Annotated in this window: 28 protein-coding genes; 16 read left to right on the forward strand and 12 right to left on the reverse strand. The window is 65.1% G+C overall.

Features of this window, described 5'->3' with window-relative positions; genetic code table 11:
• Window positions 1–48: 48 nt before the first annotated feature.
• From AABA86_RS08600 to AABA86_RS08610, 3 genes are all read right to left on the reverse strand, one after another.
• Window positions 49–855 (reverse strand): FAD binding domain-containing protein, encoded by an 807-nt coding sequence (locus AABA86_RS08600; RefSeq protein ID WP_212251680.1) that lies wholly within the window; start codon window positions 853–855, stop codon window positions 49–51.
• A 27-nt stretch (window positions 856–882) separates the two neighbouring features.
• Window positions 883–1,368, reverse strand: a complete 486-nt coding sequence (locus AABA86_RS08605) for a (2Fe-2S)-binding protein (RefSeq protein ID WP_026201687.1) — start codon at window positions 1,366–1,368, stop codon at window positions 883–885.
• 134 nt (window positions 1,369–1,502) lie between these two features.
• Window positions 1,503–1,949 carry an SRPBCC family protein gene (locus AABA86_RS08610; protein WP_094895595.1) on the reverse strand — a complete coding sequence of 149 codons (447 nt, stop codon included), beginning with the start codon at window positions 1,947–1,949 and terminating at the stop codon, window positions 1,503–1,505.
• A gap of 172 nt (window positions 1,950–2,121) precedes the next feature.
• Between AABA86_RS08610 and AABA86_RS08615 the strand changes: the two genes are divergently transcribed.
• From AABA86_RS08615 to AABA86_RS08625, 3 genes are all read left to right on the forward strand, one after another.
• Window positions 2,122–3,477 carry a 3-carboxy-cis,cis-muconate cycloisomerase gene (locus tag AABA86_RS08615; protein WP_212251682.1) on the forward strand — a complete coding sequence of 452 codons (1,356 nt, stop codon included), beginning with the start codon at window positions 2,122–2,124 and terminating at the stop codon, window positions 3,475–3,477.
• Window positions 3,478–3,514: 37 nt separating this feature from the next.
• Entirely contained in the window at window positions 3,515–4,297 is a 783-nt protein-coding gene (pcaD, locus tag AABA86_RS08620) for a 3-oxoadipate enol-lactonase (protein WP_183261568.1), read from the forward strand.
• A 106-nt stretch (window positions 4,298–4,403) separates the two neighbouring features.
• On the forward strand, window positions 4,404–4,796 hold the full coding sequence (locus tag AABA86_RS08625; protein WP_014494190.1) for a carboxymuconolactone decarboxylase family protein: 393 nt from the start codon (window positions 4,404–4,406) through the stop codon (window positions 4,794–4,796).
• On the opposite strand, the gene AABA86_RS08630 is transcribed toward AABA86_RS08625, so the two are convergent.
• A complete protein-coding gene (locus tag AABA86_RS08630; protein ID WP_338306452.1) occupies window positions 4,758–5,294 on the reverse strand; it encodes a hypothetical protein in 537 nt (178 codons plus the stop codon). The two genes, AABA86_RS08625 and AABA86_RS08630, sit on opposite strands and share 39 nt — an antisense overlap.
• Before the next feature lie 188 nt (window positions 5,295–5,482).
• Window positions 5,483–5,668, reverse strand: coding sequence for a hypothetical protein (locus tag AABA86_RS08635; protein WP_212251686.1), 186 nt, complete (start codon window positions 5,666–5,668; stop codon window positions 5,483–5,485).
• Window positions 5,669–5,944: 276 nt separating this feature from the next.
• On the opposite strand from AABA86_RS08635, the gene AABA86_RS08640 reads away from it, so the two are divergent.
• From AABA86_RS08640 to AABA86_RS08660, 5 genes are all read left to right on the forward strand, one after another.
• Window positions 5,945–6,862: an ABC transporter permease subunit gene (locus tag AABA86_RS08640; RefSeq protein ID WP_212251688.1), complete on the forward strand. Its 918-nt coding sequence runs from the start codon at window positions 5,945–5,947 to the stop codon at window positions 6,860–6,862.
• An 11-nt stretch (window positions 6,863–6,873) separates the two neighbouring features.
• Window positions 6,874–8,193, forward strand: a complete 1,320-nt coding sequence (livM, locus tag AABA86_RS08645) for a high-affinity branched-chain amino acid ABC transporter permease LivM (protein WP_338306453.1) — start codon at window positions 6,874–6,876, stop codon at window positions 8,191–8,193.
• Window positions 8,190–9,023, forward strand: a complete 834-nt coding sequence (locus AABA86_RS08650) for an ABC transporter ATP-binding protein (RefSeq protein WP_338306454.1) — start codon at window positions 8,190–8,192, stop codon at window positions 9,021–9,023. The genes livM and AABA86_RS08650 overlap by 4 nt, the downstream gene beginning before the upstream one ends.
• Window positions 9,020–9,763, forward strand: a complete 744-nt coding sequence (locus AABA86_RS08655) for an ABC transporter ATP-binding protein (protein WP_212251694.1) — start codon at window positions 9,020–9,022, stop codon at window positions 9,761–9,763. The genes AABA86_RS08650 and AABA86_RS08655 overlap by 4 nt, the downstream gene beginning before the upstream one ends.
• Window positions 9,764–9,925: 162 nt before the next feature.
• Window positions 9,926–11,044 carry a branched-chain amino acid ABC transporter substrate-binding protein gene (locus tag AABA86_RS08660; RefSeq protein ID WP_028142892.1) on the forward strand — a complete coding sequence of 373 codons (1,119 nt, stop codon included), beginning with the start codon at window positions 9,926–9,928 and terminating at the stop codon, window positions 11,042–11,044.
• A gap of 84 nt (window positions 11,045–11,128) precedes the next feature.
• Here the strand turns inward: AABA86_RS08660 and AABA86_RS08665 are convergent, their stop codons facing one another.
• Window positions 11,129–11,515, reverse strand: coding sequence for a response regulator (locus AABA86_RS08665; protein ID WP_212251822.1), 387 nt, complete (start codon window positions 11,513–11,515; stop codon window positions 11,129–11,131).
• A gap of 245 nt (window positions 11,516–11,760) precedes the next feature.
• On the opposite strand from AABA86_RS08665, the gene AABA86_RS08670 reads away from it, so the two are divergent.
• Genes AABA86_RS08670 through AABA86_RS08680 form a run of 3 tightly spaced genes read left to right on the forward strand, consistent with a single transcriptional unit; the run spans window position 11,761 to window position 15,826 of the window.
• Window positions 11,761–14,568 (forward strand): PAS domain S-box protein, encoded by a 2,808-nt coding sequence (locus tag AABA86_RS08670; RefSeq protein WP_212251697.1) that lies wholly within the window; start codon window positions 11,761–11,763, stop codon window positions 14,566–14,568.
• A gap of 58 nt (window positions 14,569–14,626) precedes the next feature.
• Window positions 14,627–15,622, forward strand: a complete 996-nt coding sequence (locus tag AABA86_RS08675) for a P1 family peptidase (RefSeq protein ID WP_338306455.1) — start codon at window positions 14,627–14,629, stop codon at window positions 15,620–15,622.
• Window positions 15,623–15,673: 51 nt separating this feature from the next.
• A complete protein-coding gene (locus AABA86_RS08680; protein ID WP_445083452.1) occupies window positions 15,674–15,826 on the forward strand; it encodes a KTSC domain-containing protein in 153 nt (50 codons plus the stop codon).
• Window positions 15,827–15,883: 57 nt separating this feature from the next.
• Here AABA86_RS08680 and AABA86_RS08685 read toward each other — a convergent pair whose 3' ends face one another.
• On the reverse strand, window positions 15,884–16,630 hold the full coding sequence (locus AABA86_RS08685) for an EF-hand domain-containing protein (RefSeq protein WP_338306725.1): 747 nt from the start codon (window positions 16,628–16,630) through the stop codon (window positions 15,884–15,886).
• Here AABA86_RS08685 and AABA86_RS08690 point away from each other — a divergent pair.
• From AABA86_RS08690 to AABA86_RS08710, 5 genes are all read left to right on the forward strand, one after another.
• A complete protein-coding gene (locus AABA86_RS08690) occupies window positions 16,518–16,940 on the forward strand; it encodes a hypothetical protein (RefSeq protein WP_338306742.1) in 423 nt (140 codons plus the stop codon). The genes AABA86_RS08685 and AABA86_RS08690 overlap by 113 nt on opposite strands.
• Window positions 16,937–17,638 carry a ribulose-phosphate 3-epimerase gene (gene rpe, locus AABA86_RS08695; RefSeq protein WP_338306456.1) on the forward strand — a complete coding sequence of 234 codons (702 nt, stop codon included), beginning with the start codon at window positions 16,937–16,939 and terminating at the stop codon, window positions 17,636–17,638. The genes AABA86_RS08690 and rpe overlap by 4 nt, the downstream gene beginning before the upstream one ends.
• Before the next feature lie 165 nt (window positions 17,639–17,803).
• Window positions 17,804–17,950 carry a hypothetical protein gene (locus AABA86_RS08700; protein ID WP_338306457.1) on the forward strand — a complete coding sequence of 49 codons (147 nt, stop codon included), beginning with the start codon at window positions 17,804–17,806 and terminating at the stop codon, window positions 17,948–17,950.
• A gap of 5 nt (window positions 17,951–17,955) precedes the next feature.
• Window positions 17,956–18,135, forward strand: a complete 180-nt coding sequence (locus tag AABA86_RS08705; RefSeq protein ID WP_338306458.1) for a hypothetical protein — start codon at window positions 17,956–17,958, stop codon at window positions 18,133–18,135.
• A 25-nt stretch (window positions 18,136–18,160) separates the two neighbouring features.
• Window positions 18,161–18,352: a hypothetical protein gene (locus tag AABA86_RS08710; protein WP_338306459.1), complete on the forward strand. Its 192-nt coding sequence runs from the start codon at window positions 18,161–18,163 to the stop codon at window positions 18,350–18,352.
• Between the two features lie 25 nt (window positions 18,353–18,377).
• Here the strand turns inward: AABA86_RS08710 and AABA86_RS08715 are convergent, their stop codons facing one another.
• The 5 genes from AABA86_RS08715 to AABA86_RS08735 form a co-directional block, all read right to left on the reverse strand.
• The gene (locus AABA86_RS08715) at window positions 18,378–19,817 is read right to left on the reverse strand and encodes a serine/threonine protein kinase (RefSeq protein WP_338306460.1); all 1,440 of its coding nucleotides are present in this window, start codon (window positions 19,815–19,817) and stop codon (window positions 18,378–18,380) included.
• A 5-nt stretch (window positions 19,818–19,822) separates the two neighbouring features.
• Window positions 19,823–20,563: a metallophosphoesterase family protein gene (locus AABA86_RS08720; protein ID WP_212251713.1), complete on the reverse strand. Its 741-nt coding sequence runs from the start codon at window positions 20,561–20,563 to the stop codon at window positions 19,823–19,825.
• Window positions 20,564–20,694: 131 nt separating this feature from the next.
• Window positions 20,695–21,300, reverse strand: a complete 606-nt coding sequence (locus tag AABA86_RS08725; protein ID WP_212251715.1) for a hypothetical protein — start codon at window positions 21,298–21,300, stop codon at window positions 20,695–20,697.
• Window positions 21,293–21,979: a hypothetical protein gene (locus AABA86_RS08730; protein ID WP_338306461.1), complete on the reverse strand. Its 687-nt coding sequence runs from the start codon at window positions 21,977–21,979 to the stop codon at window positions 21,293–21,295. Before AABA86_RS08730 ends, AABA86_RS08725 begins: the two co-directional genes overlap by 8 nt.
• Window positions 21,976–22,773: a MotA/TolQ/ExbB proton channel family protein gene (locus tag AABA86_RS08735; RefSeq protein WP_212251718.1), complete on the reverse strand. Its 798-nt coding sequence runs from the start codon at window positions 22,771–22,773 to the stop codon at window positions 21,976–21,978. Before AABA86_RS08735 ends, AABA86_RS08730 begins: the two co-directional genes overlap by 4 nt.
• Window positions 22,774–22,957 lie beyond the last annotated feature (184 nt).

Here is a 22,957-nt window from a genome sequence, read left to right on the forward strand (position 1 = left end):
CGCTACGCCCTCACCGGGGACAAGTTTGGGCCGAGGCGTGAGGTCACCTCACTCCTTGGCGTTGGCGGCGTCGACGGCGCGCCGGGTCAGCACGCCGATGAGATGCGCGCGGTATTCGGCGCTGCCGTGGATATCGCTGTTGAGGCCTTCGGCCGGCACCTCGATGCCGTCGAGCGCCTTCGCGGCGAAGCGTTTCTTCAGGGCTTCCTCGAACGCAGTGACGCGGAACACGCCTTCGGAGCCGGCGCCGGTCACGGCAACCCGCACGTCGGACGGACGCCGCGCCACGAACACGCCAACCAGCGCATAGCGCGAGGCCTGGTTGCGGAACTTGACGTAGGCCGCCTTCTTCGGCAGCGGGAACATCACCTTGGTGATGATCTCGTCGGCTTCCAACGCGGTCGAGAACAGGCCCTGGAAATACTCTTCGGCCTTGAGGCGGCGCTTGTTGGTAACGATGGTCGCGCCCAGCGCGAGCACGGCAGCCGGATAGTCCGCGGTCGGATCGTTGTTGGCGAGCGAGCCGCCGATCGTGCCCTTGTGACGCACGGCGGGATCGCCGATTCCGCCGGCAAGATTCGCGAGCGCGGGGATTGCCTCGCCGACGATGGCGGAGCTCGCGACCTCGGCGTGCTTGGCGGTGGCGCCGATCACCAGAGAACGGCCCTTCATCTCGATCGTATTGAGCCCCTCGATATGGGAGAGGTCGACCAGATGCGGGGGGCTGGCGAGGCGCTGCTTCATGACGGGAATCAGCGTGTGGCCGCCGGCGATGACCTTGGCGTCTTCGTTCTTCACCAGGAGGTTGGCGGCCTGCCGCACGGTCCCGGGGCGATGATATTTGAATTCGTACATCTGAATGTCCTGATCGCGGGCTGCGCGTTACGCGAGGTCGGATTTCGCCATCGCCTTGGCGCCGGCGGAGATCGAGGCGACAATGTTCTGGTAGCCGGTGCAGCGGCAGAGATTGCCTTCTAGTTCTTCCCGGATCGTATGGTCGTCGAGCTCGTTGCCCTTGCGGTGCACGATGTCGATCGCGGTCATGATCATGCCCGGCGTGCAGAAGCCGCACTGCAGGCCATGGTGCTCGCGGAAGGCCTCCTGCATCGGATGCAGGGGCGCGCCGTCTGCGGCCAGCCCCTCGATCGTCTTGACCTCGTGGCCGTCGGCCATCACTGCGAGCGTGGTGCAGGATTTCACGGCCTTGCCGTCGACATGCACGACACAGGCGCCGCACTGCGAGGTGTCGCAGCCGACATGGGTGCCGGTCAGGCGCAGATTCTCGCGCAGGAACTGCACCAGGAGGGTGCGGGGATCGACGTTGGCGGTGACTGGATTGCCGTTCACGATGAGGGAGATTTTTGCCATAAGCACTCTCTATCAGCGCCCCGACGGGTCCCGTCGAAGCGGTTCTTATAATTATTCCAACCCATCATATGGGCCATTATGCCCCGGGGCAACATCGCCCGGGACGCAAGGCGCCATGCCAAAGGCGATGACCTTCAGCCCTGTACCGCCTTGGCGAAGTTCGCGAAAAATTCGTCGGCGAGTTTCTTGGCGGCGCCGTTGATGAGGCGCTGGCCGAGCTGCGCCAACTTGCCGCCGATCTGCGCCTCGACCTCGTAGGACAGCAGCGTGCCGCCGTCCTTCTCCGCGAGCTTGACCACGGCGCCACCCTTGGCGAAGCCGGCGACCCCGCCCTCGCCCTCACCCGAGATCCGATAGCCGTTCGGCGGGTCGAGATCGCTGAGTGTGACCTTGCCCTTGAAGCGTGCCGACACCGGGCCGACCTTCATTTTCGCCGTTGCGCGAAAGCCGCCGTCCTCGGTCCTCTCAAGCTCCTCGCAACCGGGGATGCAGGCCTTCAGCACCTCGGGATCGTTGAGCTTGGCCCACACGGCCTCGCGCGGCGCCGCGAGCTGGACTTCGCCGTTCATCGTCATGGCCATGAGGGTGCCTCCCGGATCGCGTAACTTATAGTGCTGATCAAGTAACGCAGGCACGCGGCAAAGGAAAGGGCGACACAGGTCAAGTGCAATGCAAATTCGCAACTGCAAAAAGACGTGTGCGGGCGGTTGGGGATTGGCACAGCCGGGCCATGATGATTAGGTCGCGCGCAATATGAGCACTTCCCTCTCCCCCCTGCTCGCACCGATGCTGTCGAGCGCCGCCATGCGCGCAGTCTGCGATGACCGCTCGACCCTGCAGAATATGCTCGATTTCGAGGCAGCCCTGGCACGCGCGGAGGCCGCCACGGATGTGATTCCGGCCTCTGCGGTGGGCTCGATCGAGGCCGCGTGCAAGGCCGATTCCTTTGACATGGCGGCGCTGGCCGAGGCCGCGACGCGATCGGGCAATCTGGCGATTCCCCTGGTCAAGATGCTGACCGCCAATGTCGGCAGGGCCGACACCGAGGCCGCGCGCTACGTGCATTGGGGCGCCACCAGCCAGGATGTCATCGACACCGCGACCATGCTCACGCTTCGCGCCGGCCTCGATGCGCTGGACGCCGACCTCAGCCGCGCCATCAAGGGATTTGCCGCGCTGGCGCGCAGCCATCGCAACACCGCGATGGTGGCACGGACCTGGCTGCAGCACGCGCTACCGATGCCGTTCGGCCTGAAAGCCGCCGAATATGCCGCAGGCCTCGCTCGCGCCCGCTGCCGCCTGCGGCGGCTCTCCCGCGAGGGCCTCGCGCTGCAATTCGGCGGCGCCGCCGGCACACTGGCGGCCCTCGGCGACAAGGGGCTGGCAGTGGCCGAGCGGCTGGCGCAGGAGCTGAACCTGCCGCTACCGGAAGCGCCCTGGCACACCCATCGCGACCGCATCGCGGAGGCCGCTTCGGCTTTCGCTATTCTGGCTGGGACCTGCGGCAAGATCGCGCGCGACGTTTCGCTGATGATGCAGACCGACGTTGCGGAAGCCTTCGAGCCCGCGGGCGAAGGCCGCGGCGGCTCCTCGACCATGCCGCACAAGCGCAACCCGGTCGCCGCCGCAAGCGCGCTGGGCGCCGCCACAATGGCTCCGCAGCTTGCCGCGACGATATTTGCGGCTCAAGTGCAGGATCATGAGCGCAGCGCGGGCCCCTGGCACGCGGAATGGCCGACCTTGCCGCAATTGATGCTGGTTGCCTCAGGCGCGCTGGCGGCCATCGTCGACATCGCCGAGGGCCTCGACGTCGACGCCGCGCGCATGCGCAGCAATCTCGATGCGACACACGGCCTGATCATGGCGGAAGCTGTCACCTTCGCGCTGGCCGACAAGATCGGCAAGAGCGATGCACATCATCTCATCGAGACCGCCAGCAAGCGCGCGGTCGCCGAGAAGAAACATCTGCGCGAGGTGCTGACGGCCGATTCGCAGGTCACTGCGCATCTTTCGCCGGAAAAAATTGCGGCATTGTTCGAGCCGATGGCCTATCAAGGGGCTTCCCAAGCCTTGATCGACCGGCTGCTCGACAGCCTCGACCGCGAATAAGAACCGCAAAATACGCAAGATAAGACGGAGACGCCGCATGCCCATGATCGATGCCGACGGTTGCCTGCTGAACGTCTCCGTCGAGGGCCGCGACGGCGGGCCGACCCTGATGCTCTCCAATTCGCTCGGCTGCACGCTGCAGATGTGGGAGCCGCAGATGAAGGCGCTGACGCAGGTATTTCGCGTCATCCGCTACGACCGTCGCGGCCACGGCAAGTCGAACGTTCCGCCCGGCCCCTACACGATGGAGCGCTTCGGCCGCGACGTGCTCGCGATCCTCGACGACCTCAACATCGAGAAAGTGCATTGGTGCGGCCTGTCGATGGGCGGCATGGTCGGGCAATGGCTGGGCGCCAACGCTCCGGAGCGCTTCGGCAAGCTCATCCTCGCCAACACCTCCTGCTACTATGCCGAGCCGACCAAATGGCTGGAGCGCATCGACGCCGTGAAGAAGGGCGGCATCGCGGCGGTTGCCGATGCCGTGATCGCGGGATGGCTCACCCAGGATTTCCGCGAGCGCGAGCCTGAGATCACCGCGAAGATGAAATCGATGCTGCTCGCCTCCCCCGTCGAAGGCTATCTCGCCTGCTGTGAGGCGCTGTCGACACTCGACCAGCGCGCGCTGCTGCCGAAGATCAAGAGCCCGACATTGGTGATCGCCGGCCGCCACGACATGGCGACGCCGATCTCGGCGGGCGAGCTGATCCGCTCGAATATTCCGGGCGCAAGCATGACCATCATCGACGCCGCCCACATCTCCAATGTCGAGCAGCCACACGCGTTCACCGACGCGGTGGTGGGATTTTTGACGCAGCGCTAACCGCAATCGTCATTGCGAGCGCAGCGAAGCAATCCGGACTGTTTCCGCGGAGACACTCTGGATTGCTTCGTCGCCACGCTCCTCGCAATGACGAGAGGAGGACAGAATGGACGACCAGAAGCGCCGCGATGCCGGCATGAACGTGCGACGGAAGGTGCTGGGCAATGCCTGGGTCGACAAGTCGATCGCGAACCGCAACGCCTTCAACACCGACTTCCAGGACATGATCACGCGCTACGCCTGGGGCGAGATCTGGACGCGGCCGCATTTCGACGAGCGCACGCGTCGCGTGCTGGTGATCGGCACCATGGTCGCGCTCGGGCAATGGGACGAGTTTCGCCTGCATGTGCGTGCAGCGCTCGCAGAGGGGGGCTTCACCCCCGACGACATCAAGGAAATCCTGCTGCAGCAGGCGATCTATTGCGGCGTGCCGGCGGCGAACCACGCCGTCAAGGAAGCCTCAGCTATTGTGCAGGAGCTCGGCCTGCTCAAGTCCTAGCGACGCAGGGATCTCGGCAGGGGTCTCGACGATCTGCGGAGCCGCTTCGGGCCGTTCGATCAGGATCACGATGGCAGCACCGAGCAGCAGCAGCAGCTCGGTGGCATGCAGCCGGAGCGCGGCCATCTCGCCGACCTTCGAAGCCATCACCATACTGGCAAACGAGATCAGGCTGCCGATCGCCAGCGCGATCCCGAGCGCCTCATCGCTGCCGCCGGACTTGCGGGTTCGGGGGACGCAGAGCAGAGCGAGATAGATCGCAAAGAACGCCACCACGGTGAGCCGGCCGAGCGCAAGCAGCCAGGCCCCGCGCACCGTGCTCATCCCTGCCATCTGGAGATGATCGCTGAGGAAAAGCGCGACGGCGACGCTCGGCCGCTCGTAGAGGCCATGCACCGGTGCGACGATGATGTTGAAGGCGACAAGGGTCCAGGCCGGAATGAAATAGGCCGCCAGCAGCGCGCCGTTGACTGAGCCGATCCGCCAATTCCTGAACATGCCGCTTCCCGCTTCGTCGACCACGCGCCTTCGCTGGGAAGGCTTTGCCGGGAGCTAACTCGCATCAGACTGCGGCGGCAATTTAAACCCTTTGTTTACCTTAACTGCCCGATGGGCCGGGCGGCCAAAGAAAAAGGCCCCGCCTTGCGGCGGGGCCCCTCGCTACCCTTCGTTCTCGACTCCCAAAACTACTTGTCCTGACCGTGCTGGCCGCCCTGCTGCTGGCCGGGGCGATCGCCCTGACGCATTGGATCGTTCTGCTGCTGCTGGCCGGGCTTCTGACCTCCGCCCTGCTGACCCGGCTGTTGACCTGGGCGCTGCTGGCCGGGGTTCTGACTCTGCTGACCCGGATTCTGGTTCTGCTGCTTCGTCATTCGGGGAACTCCCTTGTTGGACGTCAGAGGCGAGATAACGGCCGTCATCCCCTTTGGTTGCCCGAGGAACCCGGTTCCTCGCAGTTCCGGAACCGATCGCAAAATCAGCTCTGTACAAGACCTGCTGCAGTAGCGGGAGCTGTTGCAGCCGCCAGTTCCCTCCTGTTACAAATCCGGAAGAATGCTTAGGGGCTGCCGGGGCCCAAGAAACGGCCCAAGAAACCCACTCTCCTAAGAGCTCCCTTTGAGCCCGCGTCAGGTTTGGTACGGCAGCCCATGGATTACTTCGCCCAGCAGCTCATCAACGGTCTCGTTCTGGGCTCGATCTACGGCCTGATCGCCATCGGCTACACGATGGTCTACGGCATCGTCGGCATGATCAACTTCGCCCATGGCGACGTCTTCATGATCGGCGGCTTCATCGCCCTGATCACCTTCCTGATCCTGATCTCGTTCGGACTGACCGCGATCCCGCTGATCCTGCTGGTCGTGCTGCTGGTCTCGATGGCGATCACCGCACTCTACGGCTGGACCATCGAGCGCATCGCCTACCGGCCGCTTCGCCACTCCTTCCGGCTCGCTCCGATGCTGTCGGCGATCGGCATGTCCTTCGTGCTGACCAACTATTCGCAAGTCGCGCAAGGCGCGCGCGTCAAGCCGATCCCGCCCTTCATCACCGGCGGCTACACCCTGCATGAGAGCACCGACGGTTTCGTGATCCAGCTCTCCAACATCCAGATCATGGTGGTGGTCACCACTATCGTGCTGCTGGCGGTCTTCACCTGGCTGGTATCGCGCACCCGGCTCGGACGCGACATGCGCGCCTGCGAGCAGGACCAGACCATGGCGGCGCTGCTCGGCGTCGACGTCGACCGCACTATCTCCATGACCTTCGTGATTGGTGCCGCGCTCGCCGCGGTCGCGGGCCTGATGTACCTGCTCTATTACGGCCTCGTCGATTTCTTCATGGGCTTCGTCGCCGGCATCAAGGCGTTCACCGCTGCCGTGCTCGGCGGCATCGGCTCGCTGCCGGGGGCCATGCTCGGCGGTCTCGCGATCGGCCTGATCGAGACGTTCTGGTCTGCCTATTTCTCGGTCGAATACAAGGACGTCGCCGCTTTCTCGATCCTGATCGTGGTGCTGATCTTCATGCCGACCGGCCTGCTCGGCCGTCCCGAAGTCGAAAAAGTCTGACGGTCGCGCGCGTGACAGCTCCCTCGACCAACACGGCCAGACCTGCAACGGGCATCCCCGCCCTCCTGAAGACAGCCTTCATCAACGCGCTGATTGCGCTGGTGCTGTTCTCGCTGATGATCGGCATCCGCACCGAGGCGGGCTCCTCCGGCCAGCTCACCTATTGGACCCGCTTCGGCGACCTCGCCTCCATCGTCGCCGCCGTGTTCGGCGGCTCGATCGTGATCGAGCTGCTTCGGCAGTGGATCGGCCCGACCGGCGCCGAGAAGCTGGTGCCGCCGGCGGTGCAGAGCGGCATATCGTTCATCGGCCGCTACCTCGCGCCGGCGCTCCTGATCTTCACGCTGCTGGTGCCGGTCATCTTCTATAACCAGCGCTACATCCTCGACCTCGCGATCCTGGTGCTCACCTATGTCATGCTGGGCTGGGGATTGAACGTCGTGGTCGGGCTCGCCGGCCTGCTCGATCTCGGCTATGTCGCGTTCTATGCGGTCGGCGCCTATTCCTACGGACTGCTCGCCACCAATTTCGGCTGGTCGTTCTGGATCTGCCTGCCACTCGCCGGCATTCTCGCCGCCTTCTGGGGAGTCCTGCTCGGCTTCCCGGTGCTGCGCCTGCGCGGCGACTATCTCGCCATCGTGACGCTCGCCTTCGGCGAGATCATCCGCCTCGTCATCATCAACTGGCAGGATCTCACCGGCGGCCCCAACGGCGTCTCCGGCATTCCCCGCCCCACCTTCTTCGGCATCCCGCTCGACAACAGCGATGACGGGCTCGCCGCCAGGCTCGGCATCGAATATTCGCCGACGCACCGCATCGTCTTCCTGTTCTATCTGATCCTGGCGCTGGCGCTGCTCACCAACTGGGCGACGATCCGCCTGCGCCGGCTGCCGATCGGGCGGGCCTGGGAAGCCTTGCGCGAGGACGAGGTCGCCTGCCGCGCACTCGGCATCAACACCACGACCACCAAGCTCACGGCGTTCGCGACCGGTGCGATGTTCGGCGGCTTTGCCGGCGCGTTCTTCGCCACCCGGCAGGGCTTCATCAGCCCGGAATCCTTCACCTTCCAGGAATCGGCGCTGGTGCTCGCCATCGTCGTCCTCGGCGGCATGGGCTCGCAGCTCGGCGTCGCGCTTTCCGCGCTCGCCATGATCGGCGGCTTCGAATTGTTCCGGAGCCTGGAGGGCTATCGCATGCTGGTGTTCGGCATGGCCATGGTGCTGATCATGATCTGGCGGCCGCGCGGCCTGATCGGCCATCGCGCTCCGACCGTGTACCTGACCAAGGCGAAGGCGATCTCCTCCGACCTCGTCAAGGAAGGGCACGGATGAGCGGCGACAAGATTCTCAGCGTCGACCGGCTCGCCATGCGCTTCGGCGGCATCATTGCCGTGCAGGACCTTTCTTTCGCCGCCGAGCGGAAGAAGATCACCGCGCTGATCGGGCCGAACGGCGCCGGCAAGACCACCGTCTTCAACTGCATCACCGGCTTCTACAAACCGAGCGGCGGCGCCATTCGCCTCAGCCATGACGGCGGTAGGACGATCGCGCTGGAGCGGCTGAACGATTTCCGCATCGCCACGCAAGCCAAGGTGGCCCGCACCTTCCAGAACATCCGGCTGTTTCCCGGCATGACCGCGCTGGAAAACCTGATGGTGGCGCAGCACAACGCACTGATGCGCGCCTCCGGCTTCACCTTCCTCGGCCTGATCGGCGCACCCGGCTATCGCGACGCCGAGAAGCGCGCGATTGCTCTTGCTACGGACTGGCTCAAGCGGGTCAATCTGCTCGACCGCGCCGACGATGCCGCCGGCAATTTCGCCTATGGCGACCAGCGCCGGCTCGAGATCGCGCGCGCAATGTGCACCGAGCCCGCGCTGCTGTGCCTGGACGAGCCCGCCGCCGGCCTCAATGCGCGCGAGAGCGCGGCCTTGAGCGAGCTCCTGCTCTCGATCCGCGACGAGCTCGGCACTTCGATCCTCCTGATCGAGCACGACATGTCGGTGGTGATGGAGATCTCCGACCACATCGTGGTGATGGACCATGGCGTCAAGATCGCCGAAGGCACGCCGCGCGAGGTCCGCGACGATCCCAAGGTGATCGCAGCCTATCTCGGCGCCGACGAGGAAGAGGCGGCAGCCGTGATGGAGGGCGGATCGTGACCGCGGCGCCCTCTCCCCTGCTCGCGATCCGGGGCTTGCGCGCCGCCTACGGCAAGATCGAGGCGCTGAAGGGCGTCGACGTCGAGATCAATGCCGGCGAGATCGTGGCGCTGATCGGCGCCAACGGCGCCGGCAAGTCGACGCTGATGATGACGATCTTCGGCAAGCCGCGCGCCCGCGCCGGCCAGATCCTGTACCAAGGCCGCGACATCACCGACGTCCCCACCCACGAGATCGCACATTTGCGCATCGCGCAATCGCCGGAGGGCCGCCGGGTCTTCCCGCGCATGAGCGTGGCGGAAAACCTCCAGATGGGGGCGGATGCCACCGGATGCACCGAGGCCGAACGCGAGGCGACGCTGCAACGCGTCTTCACGCTGTTTCCGCGGCTGAAGGAACGCTACGCCCAGCGCGGCGGAACCTTGTCCGGCGGCGAGCAGCAGATGCTGGCGATCGGCCGCGCCTTGATGAGCCGTCCCCGCCTGCTCCTGCTCGACGAGCCCTCACTCGGCCTTGCGCCGCTGATCGCGCGCCAGATCTTCGATGCGATCCGCACCCTGAACCGGCAGGACGGCCTGACCGTCCTGATCGTCGAGCAGAACGCCAACCACGCCCTCAAGCTCGCCCATCGCGGCTATGTCATGGTCAATGGCCTGATCACGCTGGCCGGTAGCGGGGCCGAGTTGTTGCAGCGCCCCGAGATTCGCGCCGCCTACCTGGAAGGCGGCCGGCACGGCTGACCGGCCGGCGAGCCCGACCCGCGTGCGGCCGAATGTGGCGAGATATCTCTGCCGATGCCCGTACTTTGCCGGTGACTTCTCGGTAAATTCATTCGAGAATGGCGCCGGTTTGGACCGGGCAGGCCCGGCAACTTCCACAGGCGACCACCCGCGAGGTATCTCATGAAATCACTGAAGCTCATCGGTCTGGCATTCGGCGCGTCGATCGCGCTGTCGAGCGCGGCGTTCGCGCAGGATGTCACCGTCGCAGTCGCAGGCCCGATGACCGGCGGCGAATCCGCCTTCGGCCGCCAGATGAAGAACGGCGCCGAAATGGCCGTGGCCGATATCAATGCCGCAGGCGGCGTCAACGGCAAGAAGCTTGCGCTGTCGGTCGAGGACGATGCCTGCGACCCGAAGCAGGCGCGCTCGATCGCCGAAAAGATCGCCGGCGCGAAAATCCCGTTCGTGGCCGGGCACTATTGCTCGTCGTCGTCGATCCCGGCTTCGGAAGCCTATGCCGACGGCAACGTGCTGCAGATCACGCCGGCCTCGACCAACCCGCTGTTCACCGAGCGCAAGCTCTGGAACGTGGCGCGCGTCTGCGGCCGTGACGATCAGCAGGGCCTGATCGCGGCGCAGTACATCGCCAAGAACTTCAAGGGCAAGAACATCGCGATCCTCAACGACAAGACCACCTACGGCAAGGGTCTTGCCGACGAGACCAAGAAGGCACTCAACAAGGCCGGCGTCACCGAGAAGATGTACGAGTCCTATAACAAGGGCGACAAGGACTTCAACGCGATCGTCTCGCGCTTGAAGCGCGACAACATCGACCTCGTCTATGTCGGCGGCTACCATCAGGAGAGCGGCCTGATCCTGCGTCAGATGCGCGACCAGGGCCTCAAGACCGTGCTGATGGCCGGCGACGCGCTCGCCGACAAGGAGTACGCCTCCATCACCGGCCCGGCTGGCGAAGGCACGCTGTTCACCTTCGGCCCCGATCCGCGCAACAAGCCCACCGCGAAGAAGATCGTCGAGGCCTTCAAGGCCAAGAATATCGACCCCGAGGGCTACACCCTCTACACCTATGCGGCGATGCAAGTGTGGTCGCAGGCGGCCAAGAAGGCCGGCACCACCGACGCCAAGAAGGTCATGGAGGCGATGAAGGCCGGCAAGTGGGACACCGTGATCGGTCCGGTCGAGTATGACGCCAAGGGCGACATCAAGCAGATCGACTACGTCGTCTACAAATGGGACGCCAAGGGCAATTATGCCGAGATCAAGGGCAACGGCACCTAAGCCCGCTTGCCGCGCCCTCGGGCCGCCATACGATCGTCACCACGCCCCGGCTCGGCCGGGGCGTTTCTTTTCGCGGCGCAAGGATCAGACGGCCGCAGGCAGCTCGCCACCGGCCGCGGCCTGGGCTTTCCGAAGCGCTTGCAGGAGATCGTTCGGCCGAAACGGCTTCTGCAGGCAGACCACGCTGGCCAGGTGGGGCGACTGCTCCATGAAATCCAGCGCCGTCATTCCGGACACCGCAACGATGGGGAGCCCCGGCGCCTGCTCGCGCAGGGTCGCGATGACATCGACACCGCTGACGTCGCCAAGGAAGATATCGACAATCGCCGCGTCAAAGGAGCCTTCCGCGAAGGTTTTCAGCCCGGCCGCACCGCTGTCGGCCTCGGCAACCTCGTAACGGTTGACCCGAAGCACGATCGCGACCATCGCGCGCACGTCCTTCTGGTCGTCTATGATGAGAATACGAGGCATGGGAATAACCCCAACAGATTGATCCAAATCGTGTGATTCAAACCTGGAACCCGCCGCGGCGGCAGGGCATTATGACACCGCCCAGTAAAGCGCATCTTACCCGATCCATATTCCGCGTTCCCACCAGAATTAAGTAAGCTGTAACCTTCGGTTGAGTCGTCACTGCAACAGTTCACGACACGCGCCCGGAACGGGCTACCGTGGGAGGCGTGAAGTCAAGACTGCCGTATCTTGGAACTGCGGAGATGCTCAAAACGGGTCTGCATGAGATGAACGTGCCTGTGATCGACCGAAGCACATTTCTTTCGACGCTGCCGGCGGCAACGGTCGACCGGACCGCGGCATTGTGGATCGTCGGCGTCTCTTCGATCTTGTTCGCCTTGGCCGTGCCGTTCGCAGGTATCCAGCTGCCGCCGGTCCCCGCCTTCGTCGCGAGCTACCAATCCGCCCTGGCGGTGAGCGATATCATCACGGCTGTGCTGCTGCTGTCGCAGTTTTCGGTGCTGCGGACCCGTGCCCTGTTGTGGCTGTCGACCGGCTACCTGTTCACCGCCGCGGCAGCTCTGGTCCATGCCCTCACCTTCCCCGGCCTGTTCGCGCCGACAGGGCTGTTTGGCGCCGGCAGTCAGACCACGGTCTGGCTCTACATGGTCTGGCACGGCGCCTTCCCGCTGTTCGTGCTGGGCTATGCCTGGCAGAAGGAAAAGGACGGCGGACCCAGGGTCCGGGGCACAACAAGCAACGTGATCTACGCCATCGTGCTCGGCGTCGTCGCGACCATGGGTGCCTTGACCTGGATCGTCACCGCCCAGCACGATCTGTTGCCGGTCCTGCTCCGCGACAGCCGATACACACCGACCATGATCGGGGTCGTGTCCTTTGTTTGGTCGCTGAGCTTCGCCGCGCTCGTTTCACTGTGGTTCCGGCGCCCGCATTCGGTGATCGACATATGGCTCATGGTCGTGATGTGCGCATGGCTGTTCGACATCGCGCTGTCTGCGATCGTCAACGTCGTGCGCTTCGATCTCGGTTTCTACGCCGGCCGTCTCTACGGTCTCTGCGCGTCGAGCTTCGTGCTGGCGGTGTTGCTGATCGAGAACGTTCGCCTTCAGGCCCGGACGGTGGGTCTTGTCGGCAGACTGCGCGAGCAATCGGCATCGGATCGCGACTTCTATGGCAAGCGCCTCGCCCTGTATGGCGCCGTCGTCGAATCCTCCAACGACGCCATCATCACCCAGTCGCTCAACGGCGCCATCACCGGCTGGAATCGTGCCGCCGAGCACCTGTTCGGCTATTCCGCCGCAGAGGCCGTCGGCAAGCCGATCGACATCATCGTGCCGGAGGACCGCAAGCCGGAAGTCAGGAGCATTCTCAATCGCATCAGCAGCAACGAGTCGATTGCCCAGCACGAGACTGTGCGGATTCGAAAGGACGGCCGCGTGCTCGACGTCGTCCTCAACGTCTCGCCACTTCGGGCGGAGAGCGGCGAGATCATCGGCGCCTCCAAGATCGCCCACGACATCACCGAGGAGAAGCAATCCAGGGAAAAGCTGCGCCAGGAGACCGAGGAGCGACAGCGCATTTTCGAGACCTCGCAGGACCTGATCCTGGTCACCGACGGTTTCGGCAATTTCATCCAGGTCAGCCCCAGCGTGAAGGACATCCTCGGCTTCAGCCCGGAAGACTTGATCGGGCATAGCGCCACCGAGTTCATTCACCCCGACGACCTCGATCGAACCCGGGAGGAGATGCGCGCGGCGCGGCGCGGCGCGGTCAAGCGCAGCTTCGAGGCGCGCTACTATCACTACGACGGCCACGAGGTCACGCTGAACTGGATGGGCACCTGGTCCGAGCCGGTGAAGCGTCACTTCTTCATTGGCCGGGATCTCACGGAGAAGCAGGCTGCCGAAGCCCAGTTCCGACAGGTCCAGAAAATGGATTCCATCGGTCAGTTGACCGGCGGTGTCGCTCACGACTTCAACAACGTGCTGACCGTCATCACCGGCACGATCGGTATCTTGTCGGACGCGGTTGCCGACCGGCCCGAGCTGGCTGCGATCACCAAGCTGATCGACGACGCCGCCGAGCGCGGGGCGCAGCTGACCAAGCATCTGCTGGCCTTCGCCCGCAAGCAGCCGCTCCAGCCCCGCGAGATCGACGTCAATGCGCTGGCGCTCGAAGCCGCCAAGCTGTTGCACCCCACCCTGGGCGAGCAGATCACCATCATGCCGCAGCTCACCGAGGATGCATGGCCGGCGCTGGTCGACCCCGGCCAGCTTTCCACGGCGATCCTCAATCTCGCGCTGAACGCGCGTGACGCGATGCCCGATGGCGGCACCCTGGTGCTGGAGACCCGCAACGTCTTCCTCGACGACGGCTATGCCAGCATGAATGCCGACATGGTCGCCGGCAGTTACGTGATGATCGCGGTCAGCGACACCGGCTCCGGAATTCCGCCGGAGTTGATCGACCGGGTGTTCGACCCCTTCTTCACCACCAAGGAGGTTGGCAAGGGCACCGGGCTCGGGCTCAGCATGGTGTTCGGCTTCGTCAAGCAGTCCGGCGGACACATCAAGATCTACAGCGAGGAAGGCCACGGCACGAGCGTCAAGATCTACCTGCCGCGCTCGAGCGGCGTGCAGGAGACCGAGATCGAAGCGCTCCAGAACGCGCCCATCACCGGCGGCGACGAGAAGATCCTGATCGTCGAGGACGACGCATTGGTGCGGCAATATGTGGTGACCCAGGTCAAGAGCCTCGGCTACACCGCGCTCGAGGCCGCCAACGGCGCGGAGGCCCTGACCATCATCGACAACGATAAGACCATCGACCTGCTCTTCACCGACATCATCATGCCGGGCAACATGAACGGTCGCCAGCTTGCCGACGAAGCCGCCCGCCGCCGCCCCGACCTCAAGACGCTGTTCACCTCGGGCTACACCGAGAACGCCATCGTCCACCACGGCCGGCTCGATTCCGGCGTGCTGCTGCTGGCAAAGCCCTACCGCAAGTCCGAGCTTGCCAAGATGCTCCGGACCGCGCTCGCCAGTTGAGCCTGCGTCCTCTCTGCGCTATCGCAGATCGCGAACTGCACTCAACGATGAGGCCGCCTTGAAAAATCTGCTCACCGATATCGCCGGCGTCCGCGTCGGCCATGCCGAAGATGCGAAATTGGCCTCCGGCACGACCGCGATCATTTTCGACCAGCCGGTGGTCGCAGCGATCGACGTCCGCGGCGGCGGACCCGGCACGCGCGAAGACGCACTGCTCGATCTCGCCAACACCGTCGAGCGCGTCGACGCGATCGCACTGTCAGGCGGTTCCGCGTTTGGCCTCGACACCGGCGGCGGGGTGCAGGCCTGGCTCGCCGAGCAGGGCCGCGGCCACCGGGTTCGGGAAGCATTGATCCCGATCGTGCCGGGCGCGATCCTGTTCGATCTGCTCAATGGGGGCGACAAGGCCTGGGGACGGTTCTCGCCCTATCGCGACCTCGGCTACGCCGCGGCGGCCGCCGCCGGCACCGACTTCGCGATCGGTAGCGTCGGCGCCGGCCTCGGTGCCACCACCGCAACGTTCAAGGGCGGGCTCGGCTCGGCCTCGGCGGTGACGCCCGATGGTGTCAAGGTCGCCGCGATCGTCGCCGTCAACGCGGTGGGAAGCGTCACCGTCGGCAACGGACCTTGGTTCTGGGCGGCGCCATTCGAGGTGAACGGCGAGTTCGGCGGACGCGGCCTGCCGCACGAATTCACCGACGACATGCTCCGCATGCGCATCAAGGGCGGCCCTGCCGCGAACGCGCGCGAGAACACCACAATTGGCGCGGTCGTCACTGACGCGGTGCTGACCAAGCCCCAGGCCAAGCGGCTGGCGATGATCGCGCACACCGGCTTTGCCCGCGCGATCTATCCGGTGCATGCACCGACCGACGGCGACGTGCTGTTTGCGGCCGCGACCGGTGAGAGGCCGATCGATCCGCTGGTCGGCCTCACCGAACTCGGCACCGTCGCGGCCAACGTGGTCGCGCGCGCAATCGCCCGCGGCGTCTATAGCGCGGCCGCGCTGCCGTTCCCGGGGGCGCAGCCGTCCTGGAAGGACCGGTTCGGCTAGAAACCGAAACGGCGGATACGGCGTTATCCTGGCGGGCCAAGGTGTACCGCCATGCCGTCTTCCGTGATCCGCTTCTTTCGCTATGCGCCGGACACGCGCGAGCTGAAGTTGACTTTCGTCAGCGGACGCCTCTATGTCTACGAGGATGTTCCGCCCGAGGTCGCCGCCGCGTTCAGGGGCGTTCTTCAACCACGAAATCCGTGACCGGTATGCCTACCGTGACATCACGCACGAGTATGCCGGCTGAACCTTGGATGCCGCTCACACGCTCATCGACATCGACGAACCGGCAGCCGCCGAAGAACCCTGCCCCTGCCCGCCTTGCCGTTGCATCAACTGCGCGAACAGATCGTAAGCCGAATTGCGGGGGCTGGAGGCGCCCGGCACCGTCGTCGACATCTTGAAGCCGTCGGCATAGGTGACGGTCGTCGTGGTCGACCCGTCGGCAGCGGTCGTCGTGGTCGAGGTCGATCCGCCGCTGGGCTTCGACGAGGAATCCGATCCATCGCCCGCGCCGCCGGCGCCTTGCGCGTGATGGTGCCCGTGGCCGCTCTTCAGCGCCTTCGACATCTCGTCAAGGCTGACGTTGCCGTCGGCGTTCGCATCCAGCTTCGAGAAGACATCGTCGGCCTGCGCGAGGTTGGTGCCGCCGGCGCCCAGCGCGTCCTCGAACTCGGACTTGGTAATGCTGCCGTCGCCGTCCGCATCGATCTGCGAGAACAGATCCTTGAGCGCAGCCTCCCTACCCTTCGACGTCGAGGACGACGAACTCGACGAGGTCGAGCTCGCTGAACTGCTCGCGCCGTCGGTCGACTGGCTCTGCGCGGCGAGCAGCGCGTTCATGGTCTCCGGCGCGATCTGTGGAGGACTGCCCGAGCCGACCAATGAGGTCGTCATGCTGCCCGTGCTGCTGTCGATCGCGAACGGGTTGGTTGCGCCTTGCGAAGATCCGGCCTTCTGCGTTGACCCGGCCTTCTGCGTCGACGAGGACGACTTCGAGTTCGTCAGCGACTGGATCGCGTCGAGCGCGCTGGACACGGCGCCAAGGGCTAACAGCATTGCACAACTCCAACCGACGCGGCATGCCGCGGCCAATGTTCTGTCGGGTAACGTCAGCAAGCGTCGTGCCAGCGCAAAAAGTTCAATGAAATCCGCCGTCGCCGCGCCTTGGACGGCCCGGGAACACCGGCAATTCATGCCGGTCGCGGCAGAAATTTCCGCCCACAGGAAGGACGCCTGCCCTGCATTGCCCGCCAGGGAGGCCCATGTTAGGCGAAGCCCGATCTTCTTTCGGCCGCCACGGGAAACCGCGCCATGACCCAAGCCTTCCCCCCCCGCCCCCTGGCAATCGCGCCCTCGATCCTGGCCTCGGACTTCTCCAGGCTCGGCGAAGAGGTGCGCAGCGTCGACGCTGCCGGTGCGGACTGGATCCATCTCGACGTGATGGACGGTCACTTCGTTCCCAACATCTCCTACGGCCCCGACGTCATCAAGGCGATGCGCCCGCACACGAAGAAGGTGTTCGACGCGCACCTGATGATCTCGCCCTCCGACCCCTATCTGGAGGCCTTTGCGAAAGCCGGCTGCGACCACATCACCGTGCATGCGGAAGCCGGTCCCCATTTGCACCGCTCGCTCCAGGCGATCCGCGCGCTCGGCAAGAAGGCCGGCGTCTCGCTCAACCCGGGCACGCCGATCAGCGCGCTCGAATATGTCCTCGACCTCGTCGACCTCGTGCTGGTGATGTCGGTCAATCCCGGCTTCGGCGGCCAGGCCTTCATCCCTTCCGCGATCGGCAAGATCCGCGACATCCGCGCGATGACGGCCGGACGCCCGATCGACATCGAGGTTGATGGCGGGGTCGGCCCCGACGTTGCGGGCGCGCTCGCCGCGGCCGGCGCCAACGCCTTCGTCGCCGGCACATCCGTGTTCAGGGGCGGCATGCAGGAAGCCTACAAGACCAACATCGCCGCGATCCGCAATGCCGCGCTGGGGGCTCGCGGCGAAGCGATTTGAGCTGGACCAAACGGCGCAGGCGGACGGCGGAAAAGCCCGCGGCTTTTACGGGTATTGCAACGCGTAATGCCTAAAATTGCGCTCTTGATCCGTACTCATCCGGACTTCACTGATTCGCGCAAATCACCGCAAGTGACTCCTGCCTGCTTTTGACGGGAGCACATCATGGCGACGACCCTGGTTTGGACTGGCGTAGCGTTGTGGCTCGGTTTCAATGCGGCGATTGCGGCTCGCAGCCTCTATGTGGATGTGGCGCGACCGGTGAAGGCCGCGGCTTCTGCCCGCATCATCCACCTTCGTCGTCGGGGCTGAGCGCCATGCAGATCGCACTCGTGAAGCGCCAGCCGAAGCGCAGGTGCCGGATCCCGCGCCGCCCGCATCCGGGCCTCGATTATTTCTTCGGCCGCCTCGAGCGTGCCGATGGCGGGCTGGACGACGATGCCGGGTTCGACAATTCAGACCTCGATCATTCGTTTCCTTCGCAGCGCCGACGCTGAGACACTCTTTTCCGGACCACCTCCCATGAAACCGCACTGCCCGAACTGCCTCAAGGAAATGACCAAGGCATCCGCGTCGCGTAACCTGTTCAATTGCGAGCCCTGCCGCGAGATCATCCAATATTTCGGCGGAAGCGCGGATCACGGCGAGCCCGGCCCGCAATTCTCCTGGCCGATCCGCCGCAAGCGCACTGCTCACTCCGCCCACGCGGCCTGATCACAGCCTCAAGTCGGCAGGCGGCCTATCCCGGCGCCTCGCCGGCATTGGCCTCGCCGGCCTCCCCCGCCATCCGCGGCGGCCGCACCACGGTGACGGTGCAAGACGCTTCCGCGGCCACCTTGGCCGAAACGCTGCCAAGCAGCGTGCGCCTGAACGAGCCCTGCCGCGCCCCGATGATGACGTGATCGACGTGGTTGACCTCGGCGAATTCCAGGATCGCCGCGGCGGGGTCGACCGCCTCCAGCACATGAGCCGACAGCCGGCTCTCGTCCAGCTTCAGCGGCGTGGCCCAATGCCGGAGCGCCACCAGCCGGTCGATATGCTTGTTGGAGCCCTGCTCGTCCAGCGTCCGATCGATCGCGATGCGGTTGAGCTTTAGCACGTTAAGGCAGGCGAGCCGCGCCGAGGGCAGCGTGGCGAGAATGCGCTCGGTGGTGACGCGCAGCGCCTCGTTCAGCTCGGGCGCGCCTTCCACCGTGTCGAGCGCCACCGCGAGGATCGGGCTCGAGGCAATCTGGGCTGCGACATCTGATTTCGCGCGCGGCTGCATGACGCCCTGGTTGAAGCGGCGCCGCCAGGCGATGCTGAGGGGGTCGCGCTTCATCCGCTCCGAGCGCGTCGTGAGCCTGACCTGATCCGGGTGGGTCAGATCGAAGGCGAGCTGGGACGCAGTCGGATAGCGCCGCACCGGCTCGATCTCGAGGCAGCGCAACACCACCTCCTGCAGCCAGGGCGGATAGTCGGCGCGCAAGCTTCGCGGCGGATGCGGATCGCGCCACAGCCGGCGCCGCATCGCGCGCAGCGTCTCGCCCTCGCCGAACGGCCGTTCGCCGGTGGTGAAGAAATAGAGCAGCACGCCGAGCGAAAAAAGATCGCTGCGCGGGTCGTCGCGTACCCCTGACAGCCGCTCGGGTGCCATGTAGGGCGCGGTGCCGTAAGGCAGGCGGAACTCCTCCTGCAGGAGATCCGGCAGGTGGTTGTGATGCGACAGGCCGTAGTCGATCAGCACCGCCTCGCCGCTCTCGCGGAACATGATGCTGCTCGGCTTGATGTCGTGATGGATCACGTTCTGGCGGTGAAGATCGGCAAGCGCGGTCGCGATCCTGGCGACGAGCTGCCGCGCCTCGTCGTAAGGCAGCGGCAAGTCGGGCAGCCTCTTGTAGAGCGTGGTGCCTCCGATGCGCTCGATCACGACATAGGCCTGGTGCGCGAAATCGCCGGTGCCGAAACAGGCCGGGACGTGCGGACCCGCGAGCCGCGGCAGAATCATCATCTCCATCTCGAAGGAGACGATCGCGGCTGGGTCCTCGCCCTCCGACACCCGCGGGATCTTCATCAGCAAGGGTACATCGATGCCGGGATGGGTGACCGTCCACAGCGTCGCCATGCCGCCGGCATGAACGCATTCACCGATGGTGTAACCATCGATCACCGCGCCGGATTTGACCAGGGGCTTCGGCATCGCCGTCAGCGCCCCTGCGAGAGCCGATCGGCGAGCCAGTGCGGCAGGCCGTTGTCACGAATCCTGTCCGCCGCGGTCCCGATGTCATAGGGCGCGCGGCAGTAGGTGATCTGGCACGATTCGGTGTCGAACAAGACGAAGGCCGCCGACGGATCGCCGTCGCGGGGCTGGCCGACCGAGCCGAGCACGGCGAGCCATTGCCGGCCGCGCAGAAGCTGCACCGGGACGTCGGTCTTCGGCACGAAGCTTGTCATCTTGGCCGTCACCGACATCGAATAGAGCGCGGGACGATGGATATGGCCGCAGAACGTGACATGGGCGGGCGTCGCAATCAGGCTCTTGGCGGCGTCCACCGTCGAGCGGACGTAGTGCCAGCGCTGGGGGCTGGAGGCTTCCGAATGCACGAAGAGACGATCGCCATCCTCCACCAGCATCGGTAGTTCGGTCAGGAACCGCCGCTGCGCGGTATCAAGGCGGCCGCGGGTCCATTCGATCGCGATTTGCGCCTCGGCGTTCATGGTCTCCGTCGAGGAATTGACCGCCTGGTCGTGATTGCCGCGGACGGCGATCGCCCCCTGGGCAACGAGCTCCATCGCGGTATCCACCACCCATTCCGGATCGGCGCCATAGCCGACGAAATCGCCGAGCAGGACGAACCGCTCAGCGCCCTTCGCCCGGGCAACCTTCAGGCAGGCCTCGAAGGCCTGCCTGTTGCCGTGGATATCCGAAAAGACAGCTAGGAGCACGCACCCTCCACCCTCCAAATCTTATTGAAGCCCGATAAGGCCAAATTGAGGGAGGTCAAAACCTTGCGCCAGCGCCGCGCCGTTTACCAGCGCAGCCTTGCGGTGATGATCTTGCGGCGCTGGTGAAGGGCCTATTGCTCGTCCTTTGGCGGCATTCGAGGCGGCGGCAGCGGGGTGAAGCTCACGCCTTGCGCGCCGGCCGGTGGTGCGATGAATTCGCCGGTCGAGGAATCGCCGCCGGTCGTCTCCATGATCGTCTTGGGCGTCACATATTCCCGGACCATGTCGATGAGGCTGCCATCACCGCCGCCGAAATCCGCGGCGCGGCCACCTTGCGGATGTCCCAACGCGATCTCGTTCTCCGCGGCATGGGTCTTGTCGGCAAGCCTGTCGTCGTAGGGTACACGGAAGGCGCGCGGGATGCCGCTCGGGCGATTGTCCTCGTCCAGCTGCTCGACCCACAGATAGATCGAGCCGGGATCACCCTGAAGCGAATGCGGCTCGACGATGCGGGCCTTCAGCAGCTTGAAAGTCGCCGGCAGCCGGTCGGCACTGGCCCAACCGAGCAGCCCGCGCATTTCGGTGAAGCTGACGACGTAGAAGGCGCTGGTCACGACCACGGCGATCGCCTTCAGCGACCAGTGCAGGCGCGCGTAGACCAGCACGACCAGCAGCAACGCGCCGATCACGGCGTAGGCGAGCGACAGTGTGAGGATGACCGTTTGCAGGCTAGTCACGGCGCACCCTCGCAGCGTCCTTGCTCACACCGGTCCTCGGATCGAGATCGGCGCCGTTGCGCCAGCTGCTGCGGAACGTCTCCAGCAGCGATTTCGGCCGCTGGTCCACATTGACGACCTTGCCCTCGGCATCGAGCCGGAACCGCACCGCGGTCTTCTCGTCACCGGTGTGGTCGAGCGTGAACTTGTTGTCGAAGACCACCTGCGCGGTCGGATTGAGCTTCTGCACCTTCACATTGGCCGTGACGGGTTCGCCGGTCGTCGCCACGAAATGCGAGACGTTGACGGTGTATTCGCCGGCGATGATGCCGCGCACCGTGACGATCTCCTCGCGGATCGGCGAGGCGATCTTCTTGCCGTTGACGATGATGAAGTCGTTGGCCCCGCCGCGATCGTCGCGATCGAGGGTCAGGAAACCGGCCTCACGATGGCGATACCAGGCGATGTTGCCGGCGGGATCCTGCACGAACAGGTCGAGATCGTCGGGGTGGCTGTCCGGCCAGTCCAGCGTGATCATGAACTCCGCCTTGGAGTCGATTTTGCCCTCCTTGGCATCAGGAGAGACCGCGAGTAGCGCAAGAAAGAACAGGAACGCGATCACCTGGAGCGCCTTGAACAGCATCACGCCCAGTGGATCGAACGACTCCTCGCGCGGATAGAGACCGAAATCATCCATCATGACGGGATTCCGGCACCCTTGATTCCAGAGCCCTTTTCAGAACCCTTGCGCTCCAGCACCGGCGTCACATAGGTCTCGGTCAGCACGACCGCATCCGAGAACACCCGCTGGGTCGCGGCATCCAGCATGTAGTACTGGATGCGGACCAGGATCGAGCCGACGAGACCTGCGAGCGTCGTGTACATCGCGACCGCCATGCCGTCGCTCATCAGCCCCATCGAAGAGCGCATCGCGACCTTGTCGGCGGCATCCAGCCCCGCGATCGGCGCCAGCATGATGATGAAACCGACGATGGTGCCGAGCAGGCCGAGCTTCATCAGCGTATCCGAGACGAAGGCGCCGAACCCATTGGAACCGCGCAGCCGGTCCGCGAGCGTCCGCAACAGCAGAGTCTGGTCGACCGGGCGGTAGTCCTGCGCGGCCGCTTTCGTCACGAGGCTCTGGATGTGGTCGCGCACCAGCCCGCGCGGCAGCGCGGCCGCGCTCGCATCGAGCACCTTGCCGCCGTCAGGCACCGCGAGCGCCTCGCGGCAGCGCCGCGCCGCTGCGCCTTCACGCGCGATCGCCCGCGTGCGCAGGAAGCAGTGGCCGCAGGTCAGGACATAGAGCACTGCGATGACGCTCGAAATGTAGGTCCGGTCCGAGGTCAGCATCAGATGAATCAGGCCGAAGCGCCACAGCAGCACGACGGCGAAGATCGAAAGCCCCGTGAAGATCATCCAGAACAGCAGCGCGCTGCGCTCGGATGGGTCGGTCGCCGCTCCCGCGATCGGTCCAATCGTGATCGAACTCATGCTGCACTGCTCCCGGCCCGCAACGATTGGCCTGCAAAGATTTCTGGCCGATTAGATCAAAGTCGCCGCGCCCGGTCCAAAGACCCATGCCCAATCCGGCTTGGGAAATTTGCCCGAGCTGCAATCCTGCCACACCCCGCAATTGGCAAGGCGCGCCGGCGTTGTTAGGCTCAGCTTATCAAAC

The organism is Bradyrhizobium sp. TM233 (assembly GCF_036247965.1).
In the GTDB taxonomy this organism is placed as follows: Bacteria; Pseudomonadota; Alphaproteobacteria; order Rhizobiales; family Xanthobacteraceae; genus Bradyrhizobium; species Bradyrhizobium ottawaense.